Raw genomic sequence first — 21,780 nt, forward strand, 5'->3', positions numbered from 1 at the left:
TGGGACTCCCGTCCCCTGGACCCCGGAAGGGGGCGTGGGATCGGTAGAAGCGCGGATAAGTAACGGCGTGCGGGGAGTCGTGTGCCCTTAGGCACAACTTTTGTTCGAGCCTGTAAAACCTATTAAAAAAAAAGAACCGCCAGCCCAACCTGTTAAACAGGGGGCTGGCGATTTTCTTGTAGAAGACTCGAACGAAAGTTGTACCCAGAAGGGTACACGACTCCCACCTCGCAGTAACTACCTGACAACTCTGTTCCACCACCGACCCCTTCCGGGGTCCAGGGGTTGGGAAACCCCTGGGGTCCTCCCTAGCAGGGAGGATTTAGGTGGGTAGAAATCCTTAGGTGGGTAGAAATCCTTACTTAATGATGATGATCTTCACTTCGTCGTTAATGATCGTCAGATCAACCGCTTGGCCTGCGATGAGCTTGCTCGAATCGCCGGAGATGACGACGTCGGAAGCGACGTTGAAGATGTAGGCTTGAAGCGTGCCATTAACGGACTTCATGATCGAAATCGTCGCGAGCTTGCCTTGCGCGTTCACCGTAACGGAGTTTATAGAACCGGACTCTAGTGCAGCCGTCGCAGCTGGAGCCAGCTTCGTCACTTGAATGAAGATCACTTTACCGTTGTACGTACGTACAAATACTTCGTCGCCTGCTTTCAGATCAGTAAGCGCCGCTGTTTTGTTGTCGCGTAACACTACAACACTCGAATCAAGCGTCAGCGTAGATTCTGTATTATCTGATTTGATCACAACGATGCTGTTGTTCGATACTGCTGCTTTCAGCGTACCCGTAACATCGGTTGTCACCGTCGATGCTTCTGCCAGCTTCGTTACTTGAATGAGGATGACCTTGCCGTTGTAAGTACGCACGAATACTTCGTCGCCTGCTTTTAGATCAGTAAGCGCCGCAGTTTTGTTGTCGCGCAGAACAACTGCGTTCGAATCAATGGTCAGCGTAGTCTCTGTCTTATCTGCCTTCACCACAACGATGCTGTTGTTCGATACTGCCGCTTTCAGCGTACCTGTTACATCGGTTGTCGTCGTTGCTGTTTCTGCCAGCTTCGTTACTTGAATGAGGATGACTTTACCGTTGTACGTACGTACAAACACTTCGTCGCCTGCTTTCAGGTCGCTCAGCTTTGCTGTTTTGTTGTCGCGCAGCACTACTGCGTTCGAATCAATCGCCAGCGTAGTCTCTGTCTTGTCTGCCTTCACCACAACGATGCTGTTGTTCGATACCGCCGCTTTCAGCGTACCCGTAACATCTGCTGTTGTTGTCGTTGATGCCAGCTTCGTCACCTGGATGTAGATGACCTTGCCGTTGCTCGTACGCACAAGCACCTCGTCGCCCGCTTTCAGGTCACTCAGCTTCGCTGTTTTGTTGTTGCGCACAACAACTGTGTTCTTATCAACTGTCAGCGCTGCCTCTGTCTTATCCGCCTTCACCACTACGATGCTGTTATTCGATACCGCCGCTTTCAGCGTACCCGTAACATCCGTTGTTGTCGTGGTTGTCTCTGCCAGCTTCGTCACTTCGATGAAGATGACGTTGCCGTTGTAAGTACGTACAAGCACCTCATCGCCTGCTTTCAGGTCGCTAAGTGATGCTTTCTTGTTATCGCGGAAAATAAATACGTTCGGATCGATCGTCAACGTCTTCTCTGTGTTATCTGACTTCACCACAGTGAGGCTGTTGTTCGATACCGATGCCTTCAGCGTACCCGTAATAGCTTGAATATCTGTGTCTTCGCTATCCGGCAGCTGGCTATCCGTGCGATCGAGCAGTGCAGCGAGCTCCGCACGTGTTACCTGTTGATTCGGACGGAATGTATTATCGCTATAACCTGTAATAATGCCCTTCTCCAGTGCAACTGCTACATAACCAACCGAGCCAGCTGGGATCTGCTTCGCATCCTTGAACGTCAGCTTCGTGCTGCTCTTCGCCTTCGCTTCAGCTTCCAGCTTAAGCGCCTTCACGAGAATCGTCGCCGACCACAGACGAGTTGCTGGTTTCTCCGGCTGGATCGAATCTTCCGTCTCCGAGAACAGATCGTTCTCGAGCGCTACTGCTACGTAGCCGACCGCCCATGGGTATTTCTTCTTCAGTTGATCCGCGTCCTTGAAGTTCAGATCCGTGCTCATCTCCTCCGCGGATTCCGCTTGTTCGCGCAGACCCATCAGGCGAACTGCCGCTACGATCGTCTCGATTCGACTGATCTTCTTGTTAGGCTTGAATGTGCCATCCTCATAGCCGTTGACGATACCTTTGGATGCCAGACGAATAATGTATTCCGTTGCCCACTTCAGATCCTCTTCGTCCTTGAAGTTCACGTTGATCGTAATGCTGCTCGAATTCTTCTTATCGTCCTTATCGTCTTTTTTGTCATCATTGTCATGGCCTTTCGCAAATGCCGTCGAAGCACCGCTAAGTAGAACCATTGCCGCCATCGAACTAATTGCAACCTTCTTGAATTTCGCTAGTGTCATGAAAAAAGCCACCTCTCCTATATGCAAATTTTTACGGTTCATTGCTACCGTTTTTTCCCTTCGCCCATAACGTTCGGGGATTGGAATTCGCTTTTGGGGGGTGGCTTACGAAATTAATACTTTAGTCTTGCTCCTTCGCGGCGTTCCGTTTTTCCTTCAACCACTTCGGTGCGCCCTTGTCTTTCTTATCTTTCTGGCGTTGACGTTCCGCCTGCGCCTTGCTCTTCTTCGCACTTTGCGGACGTTCTTGTGCGCCTTGCGGCTTATTCGCATTCGTACGGACGCGCGGCTGAGCTTCCGAGGAAACAGCTGCAGGCTTGTCCGATCCGAATCGAGGACGATCCGTATCAGCAGGCTTGCGAATAGCCGGACGTTCCGACGAAGGACGGCGGAACGATTCGGCACTGCTCACCGCTGCGGTGCGAGCACCCTCTTGACGAGCGGACGGCCGCTCCTCAGCTTGCTGAGTTCGATTCGGCTCGCGGTCTCGACCAGCGGACCTGCTGCCGAATTGGCCGCCTTGACGACGGAACTCTTCCGGCGACACAAGCTTGCCATGAGACATGACGCGCTCCGCTAGTTTAATGCCAAGCCGCTTCGAGAACTTGTCCATAATGAAACGTTCCTGATGCGTAATAATCGTAATAACGATGCCCGGCTTACCCATTCGGCCAGTACGACCCGCTCGGTGTACATAGTGATCGGCGTCGATCGGCGGATCCAAATTCAGCACGAGCGGCAGACCCATTATATCGATGCCTCGCGCAGCGATATCGGTTGCCAGCAGCAGCTTGCAGTCGCCGCCGCGGAACCGATCGAGCGTAGAAGAACGGCGCTGCTTGTTGGCATCGCCATACAGCATATCAACCGAGAAGCCTTCATAGCGCAGCTTCGATTCCCATTGCGCAATATTGTCCGTATCGTTCAAGAACAGAAGTGCTGACGCAGGGTTAAGCTGCCGAACGAGTCTGCGAGCAGCATCTACCTTATCCCGTTTATCAACAACGATATAATAGTGCTCGATCGTTTCGGCAACACGCTGCTTGCCGGCAAGGTCGATCAGCTTCGGCTCACGCATCCATTTGTTCTCCATGCCGGCCATCTCTTCTGGCCGGGTAGCCGAGAAGAAGGCAAGCTGGCGATCGCGCTGCGTGCTCTTCAGAAGCGTATCAACCTCGCGTACGGAGCCGAGGTTGAACACTTGGTCGGCTTCGTCGATGACGACCAGCTTCACTTCGCTCAGCTTCAGCCTGCGAGCAGCGTACAGCTCATGAATACGGCCCGGAGTGCCGATGATAAGCTGCGGTTTATTTTTCTTCAAATTATCAATCTGTCTCTGTACAGCCGCACCGCCAATAAGCGACACAACACGTATGCCCAGAGGGGCGCTATACGTCTGCGCAACGCGCGTAATTTGCATCGCCAGCTCCTGTGTCGGAGCAATTACGATAGCTTGCACACTGCTGCTCTCACTATTAATAAGCTGCAGCGCTGGCAGCAAGAAAGCAAGCGTTTTGCCGCTGCCTGTCTGCGATCTTGCCGTTACGTCCGAGCCTGCAAGCAGCAAACCTATCGTTTCGCACTGTACCGGTGTCGGCTCAAGCAACCCCTCGGCTGTCAGTGTCTCGGCCAGCTGCTGCACAACGCCGATGTCAGTCCATTTGTTCGTCATTCCATACTCCTCTTTCCGTTATCCGCGTCATGCGGGTAAGTCTTAGTCCTTATTTCTTATTCAGCATACCGCCTGCAATCCGGTCTGACAGCCGCGGGAATAGATGATAGAGCTTCACGCCAAGCGCTGCCCAGCCTGGCAAGTCGATCTCCGCTTTGCGTTTCACAATCGCTTTGACGACAGCATCCGCCACTCGTTCTGGCTTCATCATGAGAGACTGCACGCTGCTCACATACGTACCGCCCGGATCTGCCGTCTGGAAGAAAGGCGATTCGAACGGTCCCGGGTTCACCGCCGAAACGATAATACCCGTTCCTCTCATCTCTTGCCGTAGCGCATTCGTGAACCCGAGCAGCGCATGCTTCGATGCGGAGTAGCCCGTAGATTTTGGCGTTCCGAGCTTGCCCGCGATCGAGGCAATATTGACGATCTGCCCGCTTCCTCTGCGCAGCATCTGCGGCAGCACCGCCTTCGTACAGCGAACGACACCCATATAATTCGTATCCATCATCTGCTCAAAATGCTCCAGCGGCGCATCGATGAATCGCTCGAAATAGCCGAATCCCGCATTATTCACGAGCACATCGACGCCATCCATTTCGCGCCAAATCCGATCAAGTGTCTTCGCGGCAGCCTCAGCATCCGTTACATCCAGCACATAGGTGGATAGTCGTCCTGCATGCGGGACTGATTGCACAGCAGCCTGGAGCTTCGATTCATTCCGTCCCGTAATCGCTACTCTAGCCCCTTGCTGTACAAGCTTCATTGCCGTCATGAGACCTAGTCCGCTAGAAGCGCCTGTTATGACAATTTTCTTCCCTTTCAGCATCTTCGCATCACCTGCTTCTAGTGTACTTCATCCCATGATTGGACGCAAAATAGAAAGACGATCCTTTCTGTCTCCTAAGCGGATACGAGAGGATCGTCTATCGCTTCAAACATTAATCATTTCTCATTCTGCATGGAAAAAGGCTCCCCTAGGAGCCCTTTTCGTGTTACGATGCTTACGATGCAACTAGCACTTGAATATCCATTTCTCCAATACCTTCCATAATCAGTGGAATCGTCAAAGCCTTCGCTGATGACATATTCAAATCCGCTGTGTTAATGAAGGTTGGCGGAGTAATATCAACATGAACGCCTTGATTGTACAGCATCGTACTAGCATTACCACTAATCATGTTGCCAAGCTCCGAAATCGCGCTTTTACCGATCTCGTCGATTTCCGAAATGATGAATCCACCCATCATCGCAGAGATCATCTTGAGCGCGACAGGTTCGCTGATGCCGAACACAACGCGACCTTGCATTTGACCATGAATACCAATTTGAATAAATATATAATTATCAACAATCACAAATGGCTTTAGCCCGGGCTGACCGGTAGCCGGTTTAATTTGAACAACTTGCTCGATTACGATTTTTGCGGATTCTAAAAAAGGGTTTATATACTCTGCTTTCATGGAGGGACAGTTCTCCTTTTCGACAGCGTTCGCGTGCTTCTGCTAATTGAATCCATTATACTGAATTCATTAGGACAAGTATACTATATATTTTAAGTTTGGTACTTTATACCCAACAAAGGGAGGAACAACATGCCGAACGTTTGGGCACATTTCCTATTCGGCCATACTATCATGGAGCGCCTTGGTGAGCAGGAATGGATCGCTGACGAGGAGACCCGCAAATGGTTCAACTTGGGCTGCCAAGGTCCTGACTTTCTATTCTATCATCGGTTCCTCCCCTGGCATAAAAATACGATCATGAATCTACTTGGCTCAGATATGCACAACTATGAATGCGGTCCTGCCCTCATGGATCTGCTTGATGCAGTCAGCGGGCGGTTATCGACGAAGGAAGGCCGGTATTCCGCCGCATATGGAATCGGCTTCGTTCTCCATCATGTATTGGATCGCAATATGCATCCTTATGTATTTAGCCGTTCGGGCTTCCGCAAATGGGACCATCAGCGCTTCGAGATCGCAATGGATACGATCATTGCTTCAAGATTATTCGGAATTGAGACGTGGAAGACGCCGGTATGGAAAGAAATATCACCGAGTCAGCCGCTGACAGACATTCTCCGCGAAGCATTCGAGAATATCGCAGCTGTCCGCTATCCGCATCTCGCATCCGAAATTAAAAGCGAGTACTGGAATGAAGCGATGCGTGACATGATAAGCGCGCAGCGGCTATTCTATGATCCGACCGGTATTCGAAGGCTGTTTACCTTCGGTAAGATTGAACCGATGGTTTATCGGAAGAACCTGCCTGACTATGATTGGATGAATGAGCAAGAGCTGCCTTGGCTTGATCCGGTGGATGGGGAGACGCTGCATACAGTCAGCGCATGGACACTGTGGGATCAGGCGATCGAAGATGCGCTTACGGTAACAGCGGCTGTCCTAACGATGATCCGTGAGACGCAAACAACGAACGAGGCACGCACCGTGACGGCAGAGCTGGAGTTGAACCGCTCCTTCGAGCTGCGCTCGGCGGTGGAGGAGCTGCTGGGCAGTCGATCGTATGAGACGGGCTTGCCGTGTGAGAGTGGTTCTGTGATTCGGTATGCCGATCCGATCTGGCCGGATGGCGGAGTGAAGGAAGTTGAAGCTGTTGTTGAGAGCACGGGGTGAATTTACAGATATGGCTGCGCGCCATGTGCACGGGACTCCGCAGGCGAATACTTCTTACGATCGCTGTTGTCCTCGGATTGTTCTGATTCTATAAATTCAGATATGGTAACAATCCGAGTGACAAAGGCGACCGCTTAAAGCTTTTCGTAGAAAAGCTGCATCGGAAGCATACGCTCTGCTTCTTCAGAAGCATTCGCCCGCTGCGTCCCCTATGCACATTTGCTTCGCCGATCAAGAAGTAGCTGCTTTCCCCGCCTCGCTTATGGGGGATTTATCGCTTCGCTTTCGTACATAGCTCGCTTCTATTTTTTAAACAGAAGGAAGTTGCTTCAAACTGAAGTTTTTCTAATGCCAAAACTTACATCAGGAGCAGACCTGCCTAAAGAAAAAAATGGCGTTAAACCATTAGTAAATCAACGATAAGGCTGCTGCTCTACCATTAAAGCTTAGTTGCATAGTTACTTTTAACACGAGGCGATTAGACCGCCTCGTGTTTTTTGGTGCGGCGGTAGGTGAGGCGGAGCATGCGGAGGCGGTCGTAGACAAGATCGAGCGGTTTGTCGGACACACCTTCGGTGCCGTAAACATGCTGCATGACCGGCTTTAAGTATTTGTCTCCGACGGTGTCGAACGCTTCGAGTACGGATTGGCGCTCTTCCATCGGCATTTCGGCGAGTTCGGTTTGGACGATTGGCTCCATGTCATAGCCCTCTGTCTCCAGCTGTTCAATACGGTCCAGCAGGTTGCGTCTGGTCATGACGAGTTCGGTCTGCAGCTCGCCGAGTGACCGACCTTGCGAAATCGCATCAAGAATGAGCCGCTTCTCCTGATGACGCTCCATCTGACCTTTGTACTTAAGCTCCTTCTGCCGGTATGCCCATTGCAAATATTGCTTCGTGTCCAGAGCATTCGTAACCCAATCGAGCGGGAACACCGTTTCGCGTGAATGCTTCGAGGTGATGGCGAGAACCTCTTCGGCATGGGCTTTCATCTTCGTGTCGCCCCAGCCTGGGATTTGCGCGAGCTCTGGCTCTGTGTGCGGCTTGAAGGCGCTAATCATATGGAGCACGCGATTCGTCGCGATCATATAGGCGGACTTGCGCTGCTGCGCCGCAGTCTTACGACGCCATTCTCGCAGCTCTTCGAACAGTACCAGGTCACTATTGAGCTCGCCGTAACACTGCATCATCGTAATGATGCTGCCAGGCGATGTTTTGCGCTCATCCAGCATACCGTCAATAACAGGCTGGAAGCCTTCGCCCATCTTCATCGCAACACCGTGACGGAAGGCAGCGAGCATTTCTTCCCAGGACAAGCCCTCATACCATGTTGCAGCGTCATCCGACCCTTCGGTCCACAGCACAAGCCACTGGCCGTCATTTTCGCAGATCGATACGTTCGCTCCCACCACTGTTTTGTCTCCATCTACCCGATCAAATGTGTTCATGAATACAACCTGCATCTTCATCCATCTCCCGTAATTCAAATTCCCGAATTAAGGACAGCGGATCAAACCTCAACTTCCGTATACGACAAAAAAGAGGCACCTCCGCCGATACGGTAGAGGTGCCTCCTCATGTCCAAATTTCAGTTACTCTTAATATAGCATCTCTTTCCATATCGTACAACTATAAATCGATCATATGTTTGCCTTTGCTCACAGGATGTGGCCGATGATATGATGAGTGCATTGTTTGATTATGAAACGGAGGCTACACCATGCTGCTGCCAGATTATGATTTTATGTCAGATTCAACGGAAGAAACATCGACGCGATTCGTTACGTTCATCTCGCCTGGCTTGAAACGATTCGATCTCGCGGTTACAACGACAAACCGCTTTTATGGCAAGAAGCTCGTTACCGATCTGCAAGCCGGCCGAACGGCCATTATCGGCTCGGACGATCTCGAAGAAGAGGGCTATCTTGAGCATGTGTTCAAGCTGACGGAAGAGGAAGCTGAAGAGTTAAACCAGTTTTTGCAGCTTGTTGTTGGAACGGTGAATTTTACCGACTAATTCGGGCACAATGATCTGTGGGTCTGAATGAAGACCTGCAGAAACGCTTCTGAGCCATGTCATTAGAGGGGTGTGTCATGAACCGTAACAACGATGAGAAATACACCGACTTCGCTGCCGTTGAATCGTACCGCAACGAGCTAACGTCAGAGGAATTCCCAGACGGTCCTTATGGGGCCGATCTTGAGGCAGAATCGCTCGGCAAAAGCAAACCGTGGCGGCTGGAACAGCGGTCCATCAATCCGTACGGCTATGAGAACCGTTCGCTTCATGCTGGCATGGAACGCGGTTACCCAGGCGACTACAAGCAGCGGCATTCGATTCCCGAAGTTCAAGACGAACCTTAAACGCACCATTACACACCAACAAGAACAAACGGCATCCCGCATCGAGGCGGAATGCCGTTTTTTAAATTAGTACTTCAGCTCGCTGCCAAACAGCAGCGCATTGCTCAGCAAACGGCCTTCCGCCGTAATCGTCTTACTCTTCAAAAGAAGACCCGATGAGGCACCGCCATCCAAGTTCATCGCTTGATTGGCGCCGAGCTTCAGCATAATAGCCGCCCACTGCTTCATCGTTGCTCCCGAAATCGTCGCGATAATAATCGAACCGTCCTTCTGAATGCCGATGCCGCTGCGTGCACCGCCGCCGGTCAATATTTTCGGATCACGGAAGCCTTCTGCCTCTGCGTTGATCTTCACTTCACCGTTAACGACGAGCCGCGGTCCTGCACCGATCGCCGTATGCACATCGCCCCAACTGAGCGAATCGCCTTTATCGTTCGTCATCTCATAGGTCACATCGTTTTTGCCCGCGATACGTTTCGTCGTCGTTCGAATGCGAAGCGTATCCATCACGGCTGTACCATCCGTTCGGAACCCGATCGTCGTCCCAAGATTGCTGATGTGCGCAACATCGCCATTCGAGATAATGTTGCCATATGGAACCGGCGGATCGCTGTATGCGGAGAAAAAGGTTCCGTTTACCGCAACGTCTGCACGATAAGCAGTCGCCATGCCGCGAAGCGATTGCACCTGTCCGACGGTTTTGTTCGCAAGGCCAGCTGTCACCGGCGTTCCCTTCGGAACGGTAACGGTCTGCACCGTGTAGGTCTTCCCGGATACCGTCACTTTCACTGAAGCGTACTTAGGCGCCGCAACTACAGCTGCTGCCGTCACTTCAATCGGAACCGTTATTCGAACCGTCTCGCTTGCCGATTCGGCAGTAATTACCACCTTCGTCGTTCCTGCTTTGACGCCGCTTACCAGGCCGTTCGACTCCACGCGAGCAATCGCCGGATTGCCAATCGCATAGGACAAAATAGCTGGCTGGGATGTCTTAATTTTATCGCGCAAAAATACGCGTGCGCCTGCCTTCACCTTCTGGTTCTCCGCAGCGTATGTCACCTTCAGTTTCGCTGCACTGTCGTCACTGCTCGTTGCTGCTGACTGCGCTGCGCTTGTCGCTTGAGTGGCACTCTCTGCATACACACGCGCTGTTCCGCCGTATCCTCCTGCAGAACCGTACCCGCCGCTAACCACCGCTGTCGCAGCAACGAGCAGCAGCAGCGCGCTTTGTTTCCAATGTTTCCTTGTGTTCGACATCTCTCTCATCTCCCCAATCCTATCCAGAAACTGTACGTATTTGTAATCGGACGCAAAGGTTGGATATTGAAGAGCAAAGAAGAATTTGTAAAATCCCGTTCACATAGAAAGCAAGCAGGGTCACGAGCAGTTGTGACTAGGGAACTGGGTTCATTAGACGCGAAGCGTTAGCGGTATCGTCCTGTCTTCCAAGTCTATGAAGAGCTCTCCTTCAAGCACCATGAACAGCTCGTCACAATCCTCATGTTTATGCCAATGAAATTCACCGTTAATGACTGCGATGCGAAGCCCATGGTCATTCACTTCACAGAGCCGAGAAGTAAACGTTGGCTCATGCTATTCATCGGATACGCCAAGCGCTTTGTTCCGTTCTTTAAACCTCTCGTTATGCGACGATACATAAGCCATTCTCGGCGCCTCGGGATCCATGTACCGCTTGGCGCTGTTCAGCGCTAAGGCCGCATCCGTGAACGCCCCTGCAATGAGGTTGAGCTTGCTTTCGTAATTGACGAAGTCGCCAGCCCCGAAGATGCCCGGCAAGTTCGTCTCTAGTTTAGGGCTGACGAATATGTTCCAGTCGTCCATATCCAGTCCCCAATCCTTGATCCCTGTAAAATCGGACTTCAGCCCGTGGTTGACGATAACCTCGTCTATTTCTAGTTCCCGCGCGTCCCCTGATTCGATATGGGTAATCGTCACCCGTTCAATCGTCTTTCCGTTGCCGCTGTATAACTGCGTGACTTCATATGGCGTAAGCACATCGGCAGAAGACTCCTTCATTCGAACAATGTTTTTCTCATGTCCGCCGAAGCGGTCGCGCCTATGTACGACTGTGACCTGAGCAGCGATGGGAACCAGCTCGTTCGCCCAATCGACAGCGGAGTTTCCCCCACCCGAAATAAGTACTCGTTTCCCTCTAAAAGGCTCCAGCTCCTGCACCGTGTAGTGCAGATTGGACACCTCATAGCGCTCAGCCCCTTCCAGCTCCAGCTTCGCCATACGCAGAATGCCGCGGCCGATAGCCAGAATGACCGTGCGTGTCCAATGCTTCTCCCCCGTTGCCGACTCCAGAATGTACGTCGAATCCGCTTGTTTCTCCAATCCGATAATTTGCTGGCCGAATACAATTGTCGGGTCGAACGTCTTCGCCTGCTCCGTCAATTGGGCGATTAACTTCTCGCATAGGATCGGCGTAACCCCTCCAACATCCCAAATCATTTTCTCGGGATAAATAAGCATCCGCCCGCCCAGCTCGTCTTTCGCTTCTATTAGCTTCGTCTTTAAATCGCGCATTCCACTATAAAAAGCGGTATACATTCCCGCAGGACCACCGCCGATAATCGTCACATCGAATAATTCAAGCTGCTCAGTCAATCGTTGTCCTCCTCCAGCCGGCTCATGTAACGCCTAACTATGATAATCATTATCAATATAATTGTAGCTTCGGCGGCTTGATAATAACAATGGACAAAATCGACGGTAGCTTTATACAAAATACAAAACAGAGGATGCAGACCTTTCAGTCACAAGCTAAACCAAATCAAGCTAACGATCGCAGTATATCATCGATTTTTTTACCATTAGAAATAATTCCGTTATTCATCCAAGTTAAAAAATCAACCTCGTAAACGTGGTTGTTTCGTACAGCGGGCAGATTACGCCACTCTGGCTGCTTCAGCAGTTCCCGTTCCTTGCCTTCTGCCTGGCTATGCCATTTATCGAAAGTAATAAACAGATGATCCGCGGTTAACGCATGCAAATCCTCTACAGAAAGATTGAACATGCCCGGCCTATTCGCTTTTGAAGCTACACCTACTGCGGAGTGGGAACGCAAGCCAACATCACCATAGAGAACAGTCGAAACAAAGCCTTGCCCTTCTTCTGTATACTGGATGATATGGTCCGCCGAGATACGCAAAAAAGCGACCGTTTCGCCTTTCATAACCTGACTTAGCGTATGTCTCGCGTTCCGTGCTTTGGAATCATACTTTGCGATAATGTCGTCGGCCAACTCCGTCCGACCGAAATAATCGGCGACGGTACGCAGCAGCGTACGCCAATTATTGGTCTGCTCACGCAGGATGCAGGTGCTCGATATGCGTCGGCACTGCGAATATTGCTGTTGCTCGTAACGATCCATAAGCAATATCAAATCCGGCTTATAACCGGAAAGCGCGTCAAAATTGCCGCCGTTCTCGTCGAACGTCGGAATATGGTTTAAGCCTAGATATTCTTGTTTTCCCCATTTCGCATGCCAATACTGGGCGATAGGCTGCATATCCAGCGCGACTATGAAATCCTCCAAATACGGCGCTACTACTCTAAGCTGTCCCTTGCGGCTGCGACGGTATTGTCCGGGCGATATGCCTACCGTCTGCTTGAAACGACGATTGAAATAATATTCATTATTGAAGCCTGCATTCAGCGCAATGTCGAGCAGCTTGTCATCGGTGCTTGCCAGCCACTTCTTGGCTTGATTAATCCGTACTTCATTTAAGTACTGGAGCGGTACTTGACCCTTAGCCTCTTTGAACAGACGGGTATACTTCCAGCGATCAATGCCTGCGAGGGAGGCCAGCTCCTCCACGGTCAGAGGCTCACGGTAATACTGATGAATATGCCGTATGCTAAGCTCTACCCCATGCCGCTCGATATCCGTTCCCTTATCCTCGGCTGCAGGTGCATTTTGACGAAATAGAAAGAGCAGCAGCTCTTGAAATCTCACAAATCGTTGGAACAGCTCGAGCTCGCCTGTCGCCCCGCGGAGTCCATATAACTCATCAAGCAGCTCCATCGTCTTAGCGAAGGGTGCGCAAGCAAGCTCTTGCTTATCCGGCAGCAAGCTCGAAGCTGCATCATCGCCGCTCGTTGCGAAGCACACTCGATAATAGCTGCAGCTCATAACCTCTTGATCAACGGATAAAAAGGTTCCAGGCCGCTGCAAATAGCATTTTCCTTGTCCCGTCCCGCTCATTATAATGAGCAGTTCAAAGCTTTCCTTATCGTTCCTATCGCTGCCGTTCAAATGACTCATTTCTGCTTGCTCGCCCGCAACGATTAAGCGGATCGATTGCAGCACATATTGAACTAAAGGAGCGGTCCCCGCTTGTTTGCGCTGTTCAATATCCATCGTTACGATCAACCGCCTTTTAATTGATATTCATTCTCAATGAATATAGTGTAAATCAAAAAGAACCGCCCATCAACCTTCGTTGAAAAGCGGCTCTTTCCACATTCACTCTTATTGCCTGCTATGAAGCTAGCAATCGAAGTAAATCATCCATCTTTAACCCGTTGGCCGTAATGGCCCCCGTCTGCCAATACGATCTCTCTACGGGATATACATGGCCGTTCTTGAATGCAGGAACGGTCTGCCATAATGGATCTGCCTTCATATCCTCAAGCGCTTTCGCGGTGCTCTCATCCTCCCACGTCCCGTTGGACGGAAGCAAAATAATATGGTCCGCGTCAAGCTCCGGAATGACCTCTCTCGATAAGACGATATTGCCCTCCGTCATCGCCTCGGCGTACTTCGGCGCCTTCAGCCCAAGATCCTCATACAAGAGTTGTCCGACAAACGTGTTATGAATGCCGAAAATATTAATCGAATTGTCTACCACGTTCATCCGCAGAACGACCAGCTTCTCATCGCCGATCGCCGCGTTCAGCTTCGCCTTCACATCGACAATACGGGCATCGTAATCGGCAAGAACCTGCTCCGCCTTATCACTGAGACCAAGCAAATCGGCCATTAAGGTCAATGTTTTGCGCGAATCCGCAAGGACGTCGTCCGGCAAGCGGAACGTCGGCGCAACCTTGGAATAGAGCTCGTATTGTGCTGCATCGACCTCTCCGGCGCCGATGATCAAGTCCGGCTCGGACACAAGCAAAGCTTCAACGCTGCCAGTTACGTCGAACAACGGCACATCCAGCTTCAAATAATCCTGCTTGCCCCACATCGGGTTATAATATTGCACAATAGGCGTTACCCCAAGCGCAACCAAATAATCTTCACGATAAAGAGCTGTGATTCGCTTCGGATTTGTCGGAATCTCTACCTCTCCGAAGCCATCGGTTACGACGCGCGTTTCCGTCTGAGACGAAGCTTCGCTTGGCGCTGCCGTTGCCTGTGACGACTGATCAGCAGTTGCCGTGGACACAGCTTGATCGTCTGTCGAGCCGCAACCTGCCACCGTAATCATTGCTGCCATTATAAGCGATATCCATCCTGTTTTCATAAATCCCGATCTTGCCATGAACAAATTCACTCCCATAAGTTTTACGTTTTGTAGCAAAACAATTTTATTTATAATGATAATCATTATCATTATGCATGAATAGATTCTACCCCAAATTGGATTGCATGCTCAATACACATTCTCTACGACCGGCTTTATACAAACTCGTCACACTCGGAATAAAAAATATGGGGTGAACCACTATGCCAGCGGTTCACCCCATACTTTCGGCGTATCAAATAGTTAAAGTAAGAATTAAGATTGCAGCAGCTTCACCAGCGATCCGAACTCCAGCTCCTCGAACTTGCGCGTAGCCGACTCAACCTGCAGGTCCCACATGCAATCTTCCAAGCCGCAAGCAACCGGAACATCAAGACGAATCGTTGCGAGTTCACGTGACAAGTGCAGCATGTCGATATCCGTTTCGATCTTGCTGCGAATGCCCTTCGGCAGCTTCTCCAGGTTGTTCAACACGCCTTCAATCGACTCGTATTCAAGCAGGAGCTTAAGCGCTGACTTCTCGCCGATACCTTTGACGCCTGGATAGTTATCGCTAGTATCCCCCATGAAGCCTTTCATATCAATAACCTGCAGTGGCGTGATCTGCCGCTCTTCAAGCAACAGCGCAGGATCATACACAGCGTAGTTCAGCTTACCCTTCTTCATGATGACGACCTTCACCGACTCCGTAACGAGCTGAAGCATATCATGGTCACCGGTCAGAATAAGCACCTCGACGTCCGGCTCTACGCCAAGGCGCGTCGCGAGCGTACCGATGCAGTCATCCGCCTCGTAACCAACCAGACCGATATTCGGGATGCCCATTTCTGCAACGACCTCTTTCACGAGATCGAACTGTGGAATCAGTTCCTCTGGCGGTTCACCACGGTTGCCCTTGTATTCTGGATATTGTTCCGTACGGAACGTCTTGCTCCCCATATCCCAACAGCAGACGACGTGTGTAGGTTTGAATGTATCGATTGCATCAAACAAATATTGAATGAAGCCATACACGGCGTTCGTTGGCAATCCGGCACTCGTCTTCCGAATGTAGCCCGTATACGATGTTGCATAGAACGCACGGAATAAAACAGCCATCCCGTCGACCATGAGCACTTTATTCGAAGTTTGCAATAGCTTCCTCTCCCATCCGAATCTCATCTAGAGCTATTCTATCACATAACAAATTATAAGTCCCCGAGATGAGAGGGAAGTAAAAATTGTTATCGTTGAGGCGAAATGGATACCACCTTTTATTGGTGCAGCGGCTTCATCCCGGAGAACGACAAGATTGATTCGATATAAACCATAAACAGAAAGCCTGCTCTTTCCTTTACCCTCTGAAGCTATTAAATTAAGCAGTAAACCAAATAGGCTCCGCCTTAACCCATTTGGTTAACACAGAGCCTATTTCTCGTTTCATCGCCCTCACCACGCACCACGCACCATGAACGGTAACGGACTCAGATGATGCTATATCCAGCCATCCAGCAGCAATTTATTCTAACGGACCCAAGCGACGCTATTGGGCCAGTCTGTACAGCTTCCACACCAAATCAGACTAAATAAGGTAGTCCTAGTCCGTTACACCGTCAAGCACCTTCAATAGAACCAAATAAGGACAATGTAGTCCGTTAAACCGATTACATCGCAGCACGCCCATCATAAAAGATAGCAGCGAACCCATATTCCATCTCCAGCACGTTACCGCACGGAGGAGCCTTCCAATCACTCAACCAAATTAGTCCTAAATCTGCTCCCCGCGAATGAACGCTCCGATTCGTCGCGCAGCTTCGAGCAGCTTCGACTCATCCTCAACAAGCGCAATGCGCACGAAGCCTTCGCCCTCGCTGCCGAATGCATCGCCAGGAATAACCGCTACTCCGACACGAATTAACATTTCCCGGGAAATTCGACGTGCATTCCATGCATTGCCGTCTTCCAGCGTCCATGCCATCTTCGGCAGCGGCGCCCAGACGAACATCGTCGCCTTCGGCTTCTCGATCCGCCAGCCCTCGGCTGCGAGTGCCTCGATGAACAAATCACGCCGACGCTCATACAGCCTGCCGACCGGCTCCATCGCGCCAGACATCCCTTCTTCCAATGCGACGATGCCCGCTTCCTGAACGGCGCCGAATACGCCATAATCGATATTCGCCTTCAACTCGCGAAGCGCGCCGACCGCTGTCGAATTGCCGACCAAAAATCCAATTCGGCAGCCAGCCATGTTAAAACTCTTGGACAGCGAGTGAAATTCGACTGCAACGTCCTTCGCCCCCGGAATCTGCAGCACGCTTATCGGCTTCACGCCATCGAAGCCCATCTCCGAGTAGGCCAAGTCATGCACGAGCAGGAACCCATGCTGCTTCGCCAGTGCAACCATCTGCTCGAAGAAGCTCACCTCGGCAATCGACGTTACAGGATTCGCTGGGTAGCCTAACAGTACGAACTTCACGTTCTCCCATACGGACTGCGGCACAGCTGCCAGATCGGGCAGGAAACCATTCTCCGCTCGCAGCGGCAGCAGCACCGGTTCTACACCAGCAAGTGCCAATGAAGCCGAGTAGATCGGATAGCCTGGATCCGGAACAACTACTTGATCGCCCGCATCACACAATGCGAGGGCAAGATGGGCGAGACCATCCTGTGAACCCATCAACGTCACAATCTCATCCTTCGGATCAACGGTTACGCCGAACCGCCAATCCATCCATTTCGCAGCTTGTTGGCGAAATGCCAGACTCCCCTGCGAGGAAGGATAGGCGTATCGGTCCGACTTCAGCACCGCTTCTGACAGGGCTTTGCGTACCGCTTCAGTAGGCGGCCTATCCGGGCTTCCGATGCCGAGGTCAATGACCTGTCTGCCCGCACGCGAAGCTTCTTCCTTCCAAGAAGCAACCTCTGCGAAAATCGATGAGCCCAGTCGTTCAAGCTTGCTGGACCGCCAGCTTCTATTCGCCATCGCTACTACGCTCCCCACTCCTGCTCATACGTCTCTTCCTTGAAGCCGACCGTCACACGCTTGCCGTCTGTGACAATTGGACGCTTCACGAGTCGTCCGTTCGACGCTAATAGCTTCAGTTGCTCCTCTGCAGACATCGTCGGCAGCTTATCTTTCAGACCAAGCTCCTTATATACTTCACCAGACGTATTAAAAAACTTCTTAAGTTCCAGCCCGCTTCGTTCGATGACCGTGCGAAGCTCTTCTATATCAGGCGCCTGCTCGAATAGATCATGCTGATCCAGTTCCCAGCCTTTCGCTTGCAGCGATTTGATGGCCGAGCGGCATGTGCCGCACTTCGCATACATATATATTTTCAGCTTACCACGCGTACTCATTTGTTAGTTCGTTCCTTCCTGAAGGTAAAGTTCCAGCCGCCGCAGATCATCCGGCAGCGCTGCTGTCCATTTCATCCGCTCTCGTGTAATGGGATGCGTGAATGCGATTGATTCCGCATGAAGCGCCTGTCTGCCGGCCGCTTCGTCCATCTCGCCAAGTCCCTCATCCGGCCCATACATCTCATCACCAATAAGCGGACATCCAATATGCTTCATATGTACTCGAATTTGATGCGTCCGTCCCGTCTCCAGCTTCAGCCGAACACAAGCAGCCTTCCCATCGCCATATACAGCCGCAGTCTCATAATGCGTCACGGAGGCGTAGCCGTCTGGGGTTACGATACGAAGATGCGGCCGCTCGGGGTCCCGATCAATCGGTCCAGTGACTGTACCGGCAGACGGCTCGGGCCGATTATGCACGAATGCCAAATACCGCTTCTCGATCTCATCAGCCTGCAGCTGTTCGGACAGCTGCTGATGCACATACGGCGTCTTCGCGATAACGACGAGTCCCGACGTATGCTCATCCAACCGATGAATCGGGCGAAACCGTACGATCTCGCCCTTCTCCGCCCAATAATGAACGACGCCGTTCGCAAGCGTCCCTGTATAATGTCCATGCGTCGGATGCACGATAATTCCTGCCGGCTTGTTGACGATCAGCAGATCATCGTCCTCGAACACAACTTCAATCGGTAAGGGCTCGGGCAAAATATCGTCGGAATACTCCTTCTCCATCCGAATCGTCACTACATCTCCGGTATGCACGCGATCAGAGGTGTAGACTCGTTTCCCATTCACGGTCAAGCCCAGCTCTGTCAGCTTAAGCTTCGACAGCAGTTTACGCGATACGCCAAGCCTGCGCTCCAGAATCGTCCGCACCTGCATGCCGTCTTCCCGTTCCGTTGCCGTTACCGAGAGCGGTTTATAATAATCTTGTTCCCATTCGCTCATGACTTGTCGCGCGTCTTGAATACATTCGCACTGCGTACATATTCGGTATCCGGCACACCAAGCAGCGCATTCGCTGCACGTGCAGCCGCGAAGAAATAATCGGACAATCGGTTCATATATTTGAGTGGCTCAGCAGGAATAGGATGTGAGGAAGACAACGTCACGATGCGGCGCTCTGCGCGTCTGCACACCGTCCGGCACACATGCAGCGTTGCCGACAATTCGCTTCCCCCTGGCAAAATAAAGCGCTGAATCGCTGGTGCAGCATCCGTATGCGCATCAATCCACTGCTCTAGACGTTCCGTCATCTCCGCCGTTACCTTGTAATGCTGCTCCGCCGGGATTGCAAAAGCCAAATCAGAGCCGCAGTCGAACAGCTCCTGCTGAATTTCGACAAGCTCAGCCGCAAGCGCTTGCGTCGCAGCTGTTGAAGCCGCCTGCGCAGCTGCGATACCGACGAAGCTGTTCAGCTCGTCGACTGTCCCATACGCCTCCACATGCGGATCGTCCTTGAGCACTCGGCCGCCCTTCATCGATGTTTTGCCGCTATCGCCTGTTCTTGTATAAAGCTTCACGGATTGACCATTCCTTTCATCGCTTGCTGAGAGAGCGCAAGATCTGGCGCATTCGTCGGTATGATGAGGAACAGGTCATCTGGCACGAAGCCTGCTTTCTTGAACATCTCCGCTTGCTTCACCGGAATGCCATAGAGATGTTTCTCCTGCACTTCTTCATCATTCTCTTTGTACACCGTGCCCGTCATAACGCCGTCTGGGTAATCCTCTGCCTTGAACAAATCGTCAAGCGGTTGACCGCCGCCTTCTCCGACCATGGACACGAAATCGCTCTTCGGAATGACGAGAATACCATGCTCACCTGCAATATATTCAACGATCAGCTTCTGCGCGTTATAGATTGGGCTGCCATATACTTCTACCGTCTTATCGCCCATCTTCTCCTGCAGATTCGTCTTAATCGATTGCGTCACCGAATCCGGCATCCCCGTCTCCGGAATCATAAATACAGATAAATCCGCCTTATTCCCGCATCCAGTCAACAGTGCAGCAGCTAGCAGCATCGTCGAGAGCGCTGCGCCCCATTTGGTCTTCCTTTTCATCCTCAACAACTCGTTCCCCTCCAAATCAGACTGTCTCTACTATACCATAAACGTGGATGAGCCCAAAAAAAAGAAACGCCCCTAAAAGGGGCGATTGGTTCATGCTCTTAAACTGCACGAGTAATGCATATACTCGTTGATCTTCACATCGAGTTGACGACTGAGGTCGATTACGAGCTCCGATTGAAAGGTGGCCTGCTCCCTATACATACGTTCCATCGCATTACGTAATACGAATATCTCTTGTTCCAGAACCTGCAAGGTCAGGGACAGCGTTCGCGTCGAATGACTACTACGTTGACTGGATTGCGCCAGAGTAGTCTCTGCTCGCGTTAGCTCTTTCTCCGCTACCGTCAATGCTTTCCCTCCTTTGGCTCTGATTATAAATTTAACAGTTATTTGTAAAGCCACTGTTAAATTATATCAAACAGATCCTCGGATGGATAGTCAACATTTATGTTATTTATAAGGTTATTGTTAACTATTAGCCTTCATTTCGTACGCGTTCTACGAATTTGCCGATACGTTCGATTGCTTCGTTTAACTGCGACACGCTTGTCGCGTACGAGCACCGCAGATGTCCTTCGCCACCAAGCCCGAATACATTGCCCGGCACTGCAGCAACGTTGCCTTCTGTGAGCAGACGTTCCGCGAATACTTCAGAAGACAGCCCAGTCGATTTAACCGATGGGAATGCGTAGAAAGCACCTTGCGGCTCATGGCACTCAAGCCCAATCTCGCGGAAGCCCTTCACGACGAGACGGCGGCGCTGATTGTACGATTCGATCATCCGCTCCATCTCTTCCATCCCGTTCGTCAGCGCTTCAAGCGCTGCGACTTGCCCCATGATTGGTGCGCACATAACCGTGTATTGGTGTATACGAAGCATTGCCGATATAATTTCCGGATGCCCGCAAGCATAGCCCATCCGCCAGCCTGTCATCGCGAACGCCTTGGAGAAGCCGCTTACGAGAATCGTCCGGTCACGCATACCTGGCATTGCCGCGAAGCTCACATGCTTCTGTCCATAGGACAGCTCGGCATAGATTTCGTCGGAAATAACGATCAGATCATTCTCTTCGACGAGCTTCGCAATTGGCAGCCAGTCGTCGTACGTCATAACGCCGCCCGTCGGATTGCTCGGATAGCACAAAATAAGCACCTTGGATCGCGGCGTAATCGCTGCCTTCAGCTGCTCTGCACGAAGCTTAAATGCGTCTTGCGCTAACGTCTCGATCCCTACCGCTACACCACCGGTCAGCGTCGTAATCGGAGAGTACGAAATGTAGCAAGGCTCTGGAATCAAGATTTCATCGCCAGGTGCAATGAGCGCACGCAGCGCCAAGTCGATTGCTTCACTGCCGCCAACCGTAACGAGAATTTCATCCGCAGGATTATACGTTACGTTGAAGCGGTCATTCAGATAGCCGCCAATCGCCTCCCGAAGCTCGGGCATACCTGCGTTGGACGTATATTGCGTCTTGCCATTCTCCAGCGAAGCGACGCAAGCATCGCGAACATGCCATGGCGTGACAAAATCCGGTTCGCCAACGCCGAGTGTAATAACGTCCTTGCGTCCGCTAACCAAATCAAAAAAGCGCCGAATGCCTGACGGCTTCAGCGAACGTGCCTGCGGCGCCAAATAATCTGCAAATGAAGCGCGCCGATTAACCGGCGCAGTCTGCTGTTCGTTAATCATGCCTTATCACC

Annotated in this window: 20 protein-coding genes and 1 pseudogene; 3 read left to right on the forward strand and 18 right to left on the reverse strand. The window is 51.4% G+C overall.

Annotation, left to right across the window (positions count from 1 at the left end):
- Positions 1-358: 358 nt before the first annotated feature.
- From DFQ01_RS31495 to DFQ01_RS04270, 4 genes are all read right to left on the reverse strand, one after another.
- Positions 359-2,494 (reverse strand): S-layer homology domain-containing protein, encoded by a 2,136-nt coding sequence (locus tag DFQ01_RS31495; protein ID WP_245946520.1) that lies wholly within the window; start codon positions 2,492-2,494, stop codon positions 359-361.
- Positions 2,495-2,615: 121 nt separating this feature from the next.
- Positions 2,616-4,166 (reverse strand): DEAD/DEAH box helicase, encoded by a 1,551-nt coding sequence (locus tag DFQ01_RS04260; protein WP_110042631.1) that lies wholly within the window; start codon positions 4,164-4,166, stop codon positions 2,616-2,618.
- A gap of 49 nt (positions 4,167-4,215) precedes the next feature.
- Complete coding sequence (locus tag DFQ01_RS04265) at positions 4,216-4,995, reverse strand: SDR family NAD(P)-dependent oxidoreductase (RefSeq protein ID WP_110042632.1); 780 nt, start codon at positions 4,993-4,995, stop codon at positions 4,216-4,218.
- A 175-nt stretch (positions 4,996-5,170) separates the two neighbouring features.
- On the reverse strand, positions 5,171-5,629 hold the full coding sequence (locus DFQ01_RS04270) for a chemotaxis protein CheX (protein ID WP_110042633.1): 459 nt from the start codon (positions 5,627-5,629) through the stop codon (positions 5,171-5,173).
- A 132-nt stretch (positions 5,630-5,761) separates the two neighbouring features.
- On the opposite strand from DFQ01_RS04270, the gene DFQ01_RS04275 reads away from it, so the two are divergent.
- Positions 5,762-6,802: a zinc dependent phospholipase C family protein gene (locus tag DFQ01_RS04275; RefSeq protein WP_110042634.1), complete on the forward strand. Its 1,041-nt coding sequence runs from the start codon at positions 5,762-5,764 to the stop codon at positions 6,800-6,802.
- 478 nt (positions 6,803-7,280) lie between these two features.
- Here the strand turns inward: DFQ01_RS04275 and DFQ01_RS04280 are convergent, their stop codons facing one another.
- Positions 7,281-8,264: an HRDC domain-containing protein gene (locus tag DFQ01_RS04280; RefSeq protein WP_110042635.1), complete on the reverse strand. Its 984-nt coding sequence runs from the start codon at positions 8,262-8,264 to the stop codon at positions 7,281-7,283.
- A 257-nt stretch (positions 8,265-8,521) separates the two neighbouring features.
- Between DFQ01_RS04280 and DFQ01_RS04285 the strand changes: the two genes are divergently transcribed.
- A complete protein-coding gene (locus DFQ01_RS04285; protein ID WP_174812558.1) occupies positions 8,522-8,818 on the forward strand; it encodes a DUF3055 domain-containing protein in 297 nt (98 codons plus the stop codon).
- A 77-nt stretch (positions 8,819-8,895) separates the two neighbouring features.
- The gene (locus tag DFQ01_RS04290; RefSeq protein WP_110042636.1) at positions 8,896-9,165 is read left to right on the forward strand and encodes a hypothetical protein; all 270 of its coding nucleotides are present in this window, start codon (positions 8,896-8,898) and stop codon (positions 9,163-9,165) included.
- Between the two features lie 66 nt (positions 9,166-9,231).
- Here DFQ01_RS04290 and DFQ01_RS04295 read toward each other — a convergent pair whose 3' ends face one another.
- From DFQ01_RS04295 to DFQ01_RS04350, 13 genes and pseudogenes are all read right to left on the reverse strand, one after another.
- A complete protein-coding gene (locus tag DFQ01_RS04295; RefSeq protein WP_174812557.1) occupies positions 9,232-10,422 on the reverse strand; it encodes a phosphodiester glycosidase family protein in 1,191 nt (396 codons plus the stop codon).
- Positions 10,423-10,602: 180 nt separating this feature from the next.
- Positions 10,603-10,734 (reverse strand): annotated as a pseudogene (locus DFQ01_RS31500) (cupin domain-containing protein); the annotation flags it as partial.
- 24 nt (positions 10,735-10,758) lie between these two features.
- Positions 10,759-11,796 (reverse strand): NAD(P)/FAD-dependent oxidoreductase, encoded by a 1,038-nt coding sequence (locus DFQ01_RS04300; RefSeq protein WP_110042638.1) that lies wholly within the window; start codon positions 11,794-11,796, stop codon positions 10,759-10,761.
- Between the two features lie 166 nt (positions 11,797-11,962).
- Entirely contained in the window at positions 11,963-13,552 is a 1,590-nt protein-coding gene (locus DFQ01_RS04305; RefSeq protein WP_110042639.1) for a helix-turn-helix domain-containing protein, read from the reverse strand.
- A 121-nt stretch (positions 13,553-13,673) separates the two neighbouring features.
- A complete protein-coding gene (locus DFQ01_RS04310) occupies positions 13,674-14,678 on the reverse strand; it encodes an ABC transporter substrate-binding protein (protein ID WP_110042640.1) in 1,005 nt (334 codons plus the stop codon).
- Between the two features lie 237 nt (positions 14,679-14,915).
- Complete coding sequence (locus tag DFQ01_RS04315; RefSeq protein ID WP_110042641.1) at positions 14,916-15,821, reverse strand: 5'-3' exonuclease; 906 nt, start codon at positions 15,819-15,821, stop codon at positions 14,916-14,918.
- A gap of 586 nt (positions 15,822-16,407) precedes the next feature.
- A complete protein-coding gene (locus tag DFQ01_RS04320) occupies positions 16,408-17,622 on the reverse strand; it encodes an aminotransferase class I/II-fold pyridoxal phosphate-dependent enzyme (protein WP_110042642.1) in 1,215 nt (404 codons plus the stop codon).
- 5 nt (positions 17,623-17,627) lie between these two features.
- The gene (locus DFQ01_RS04325) at positions 17,628-17,999 is read right to left on the reverse strand and encodes an arsenate reductase family protein (protein ID WP_110042643.1); all 372 of its coding nucleotides are present in this window, start codon (positions 17,997-17,999) and stop codon (positions 17,628-17,630) included.
- Positions 18,000-18,002: 3 nt separating this feature from the next.
- Positions 18,003-18,953, reverse strand: coding sequence for an RluA family pseudouridine synthase (locus tag DFQ01_RS04330; protein WP_110042644.1), 951 nt, complete (start codon positions 18,951-18,953; stop codon positions 18,003-18,005).
- Positions 18,950-19,528, reverse strand: coding sequence for a cob(I)yrinic acid a,c-diamide adenosyltransferase (locus DFQ01_RS04335; RefSeq protein ID WP_110042645.1), 579 nt, complete (start codon positions 19,526-19,528; stop codon positions 18,950-18,952). Before DFQ01_RS04335 ends, DFQ01_RS04330 begins: the two co-directional genes overlap by 4 nt.
- Complete coding sequence (locus tag DFQ01_RS04340; protein WP_146216833.1) at positions 19,525-20,079, reverse strand: hypothetical protein; 555 nt, start codon at positions 20,077-20,079, stop codon at positions 19,525-19,527. The genes DFQ01_RS04335 and DFQ01_RS04340 overlap by 4 nt, the downstream gene beginning before the upstream one ends.
- A gap of 90 nt (positions 20,080-20,169) precedes the next feature.
- Complete coding sequence (locus DFQ01_RS32085; RefSeq protein WP_425452354.1) at positions 20,170-20,481, reverse strand: Spo0E family sporulation regulatory protein-aspartic acid phosphatase; 312 nt, start codon at positions 20,479-20,481, stop codon at positions 20,170-20,172.
- A gap of 73 nt (positions 20,482-20,554) precedes the next feature.
- Complete coding sequence (locus tag DFQ01_RS04350) at positions 20,555-21,769, reverse strand: aminotransferase class I/II-fold pyridoxal phosphate-dependent enzyme (protein ID WP_110042648.1); 1,215 nt, start codon at positions 21,767-21,769, stop codon at positions 20,555-20,557.
- Positions 21,770-21,780: the final 11 nt, after the last annotated feature.

This window comes from Paenibacillus cellulosilyticus (assembly GCF_003182255.1).
GTDB lineage: Bacteria > Bacillota > Bacilli > Paenibacillales > Paenibacillaceae > Paenibacillus_T > Paenibacillus_T cellulosilyticus.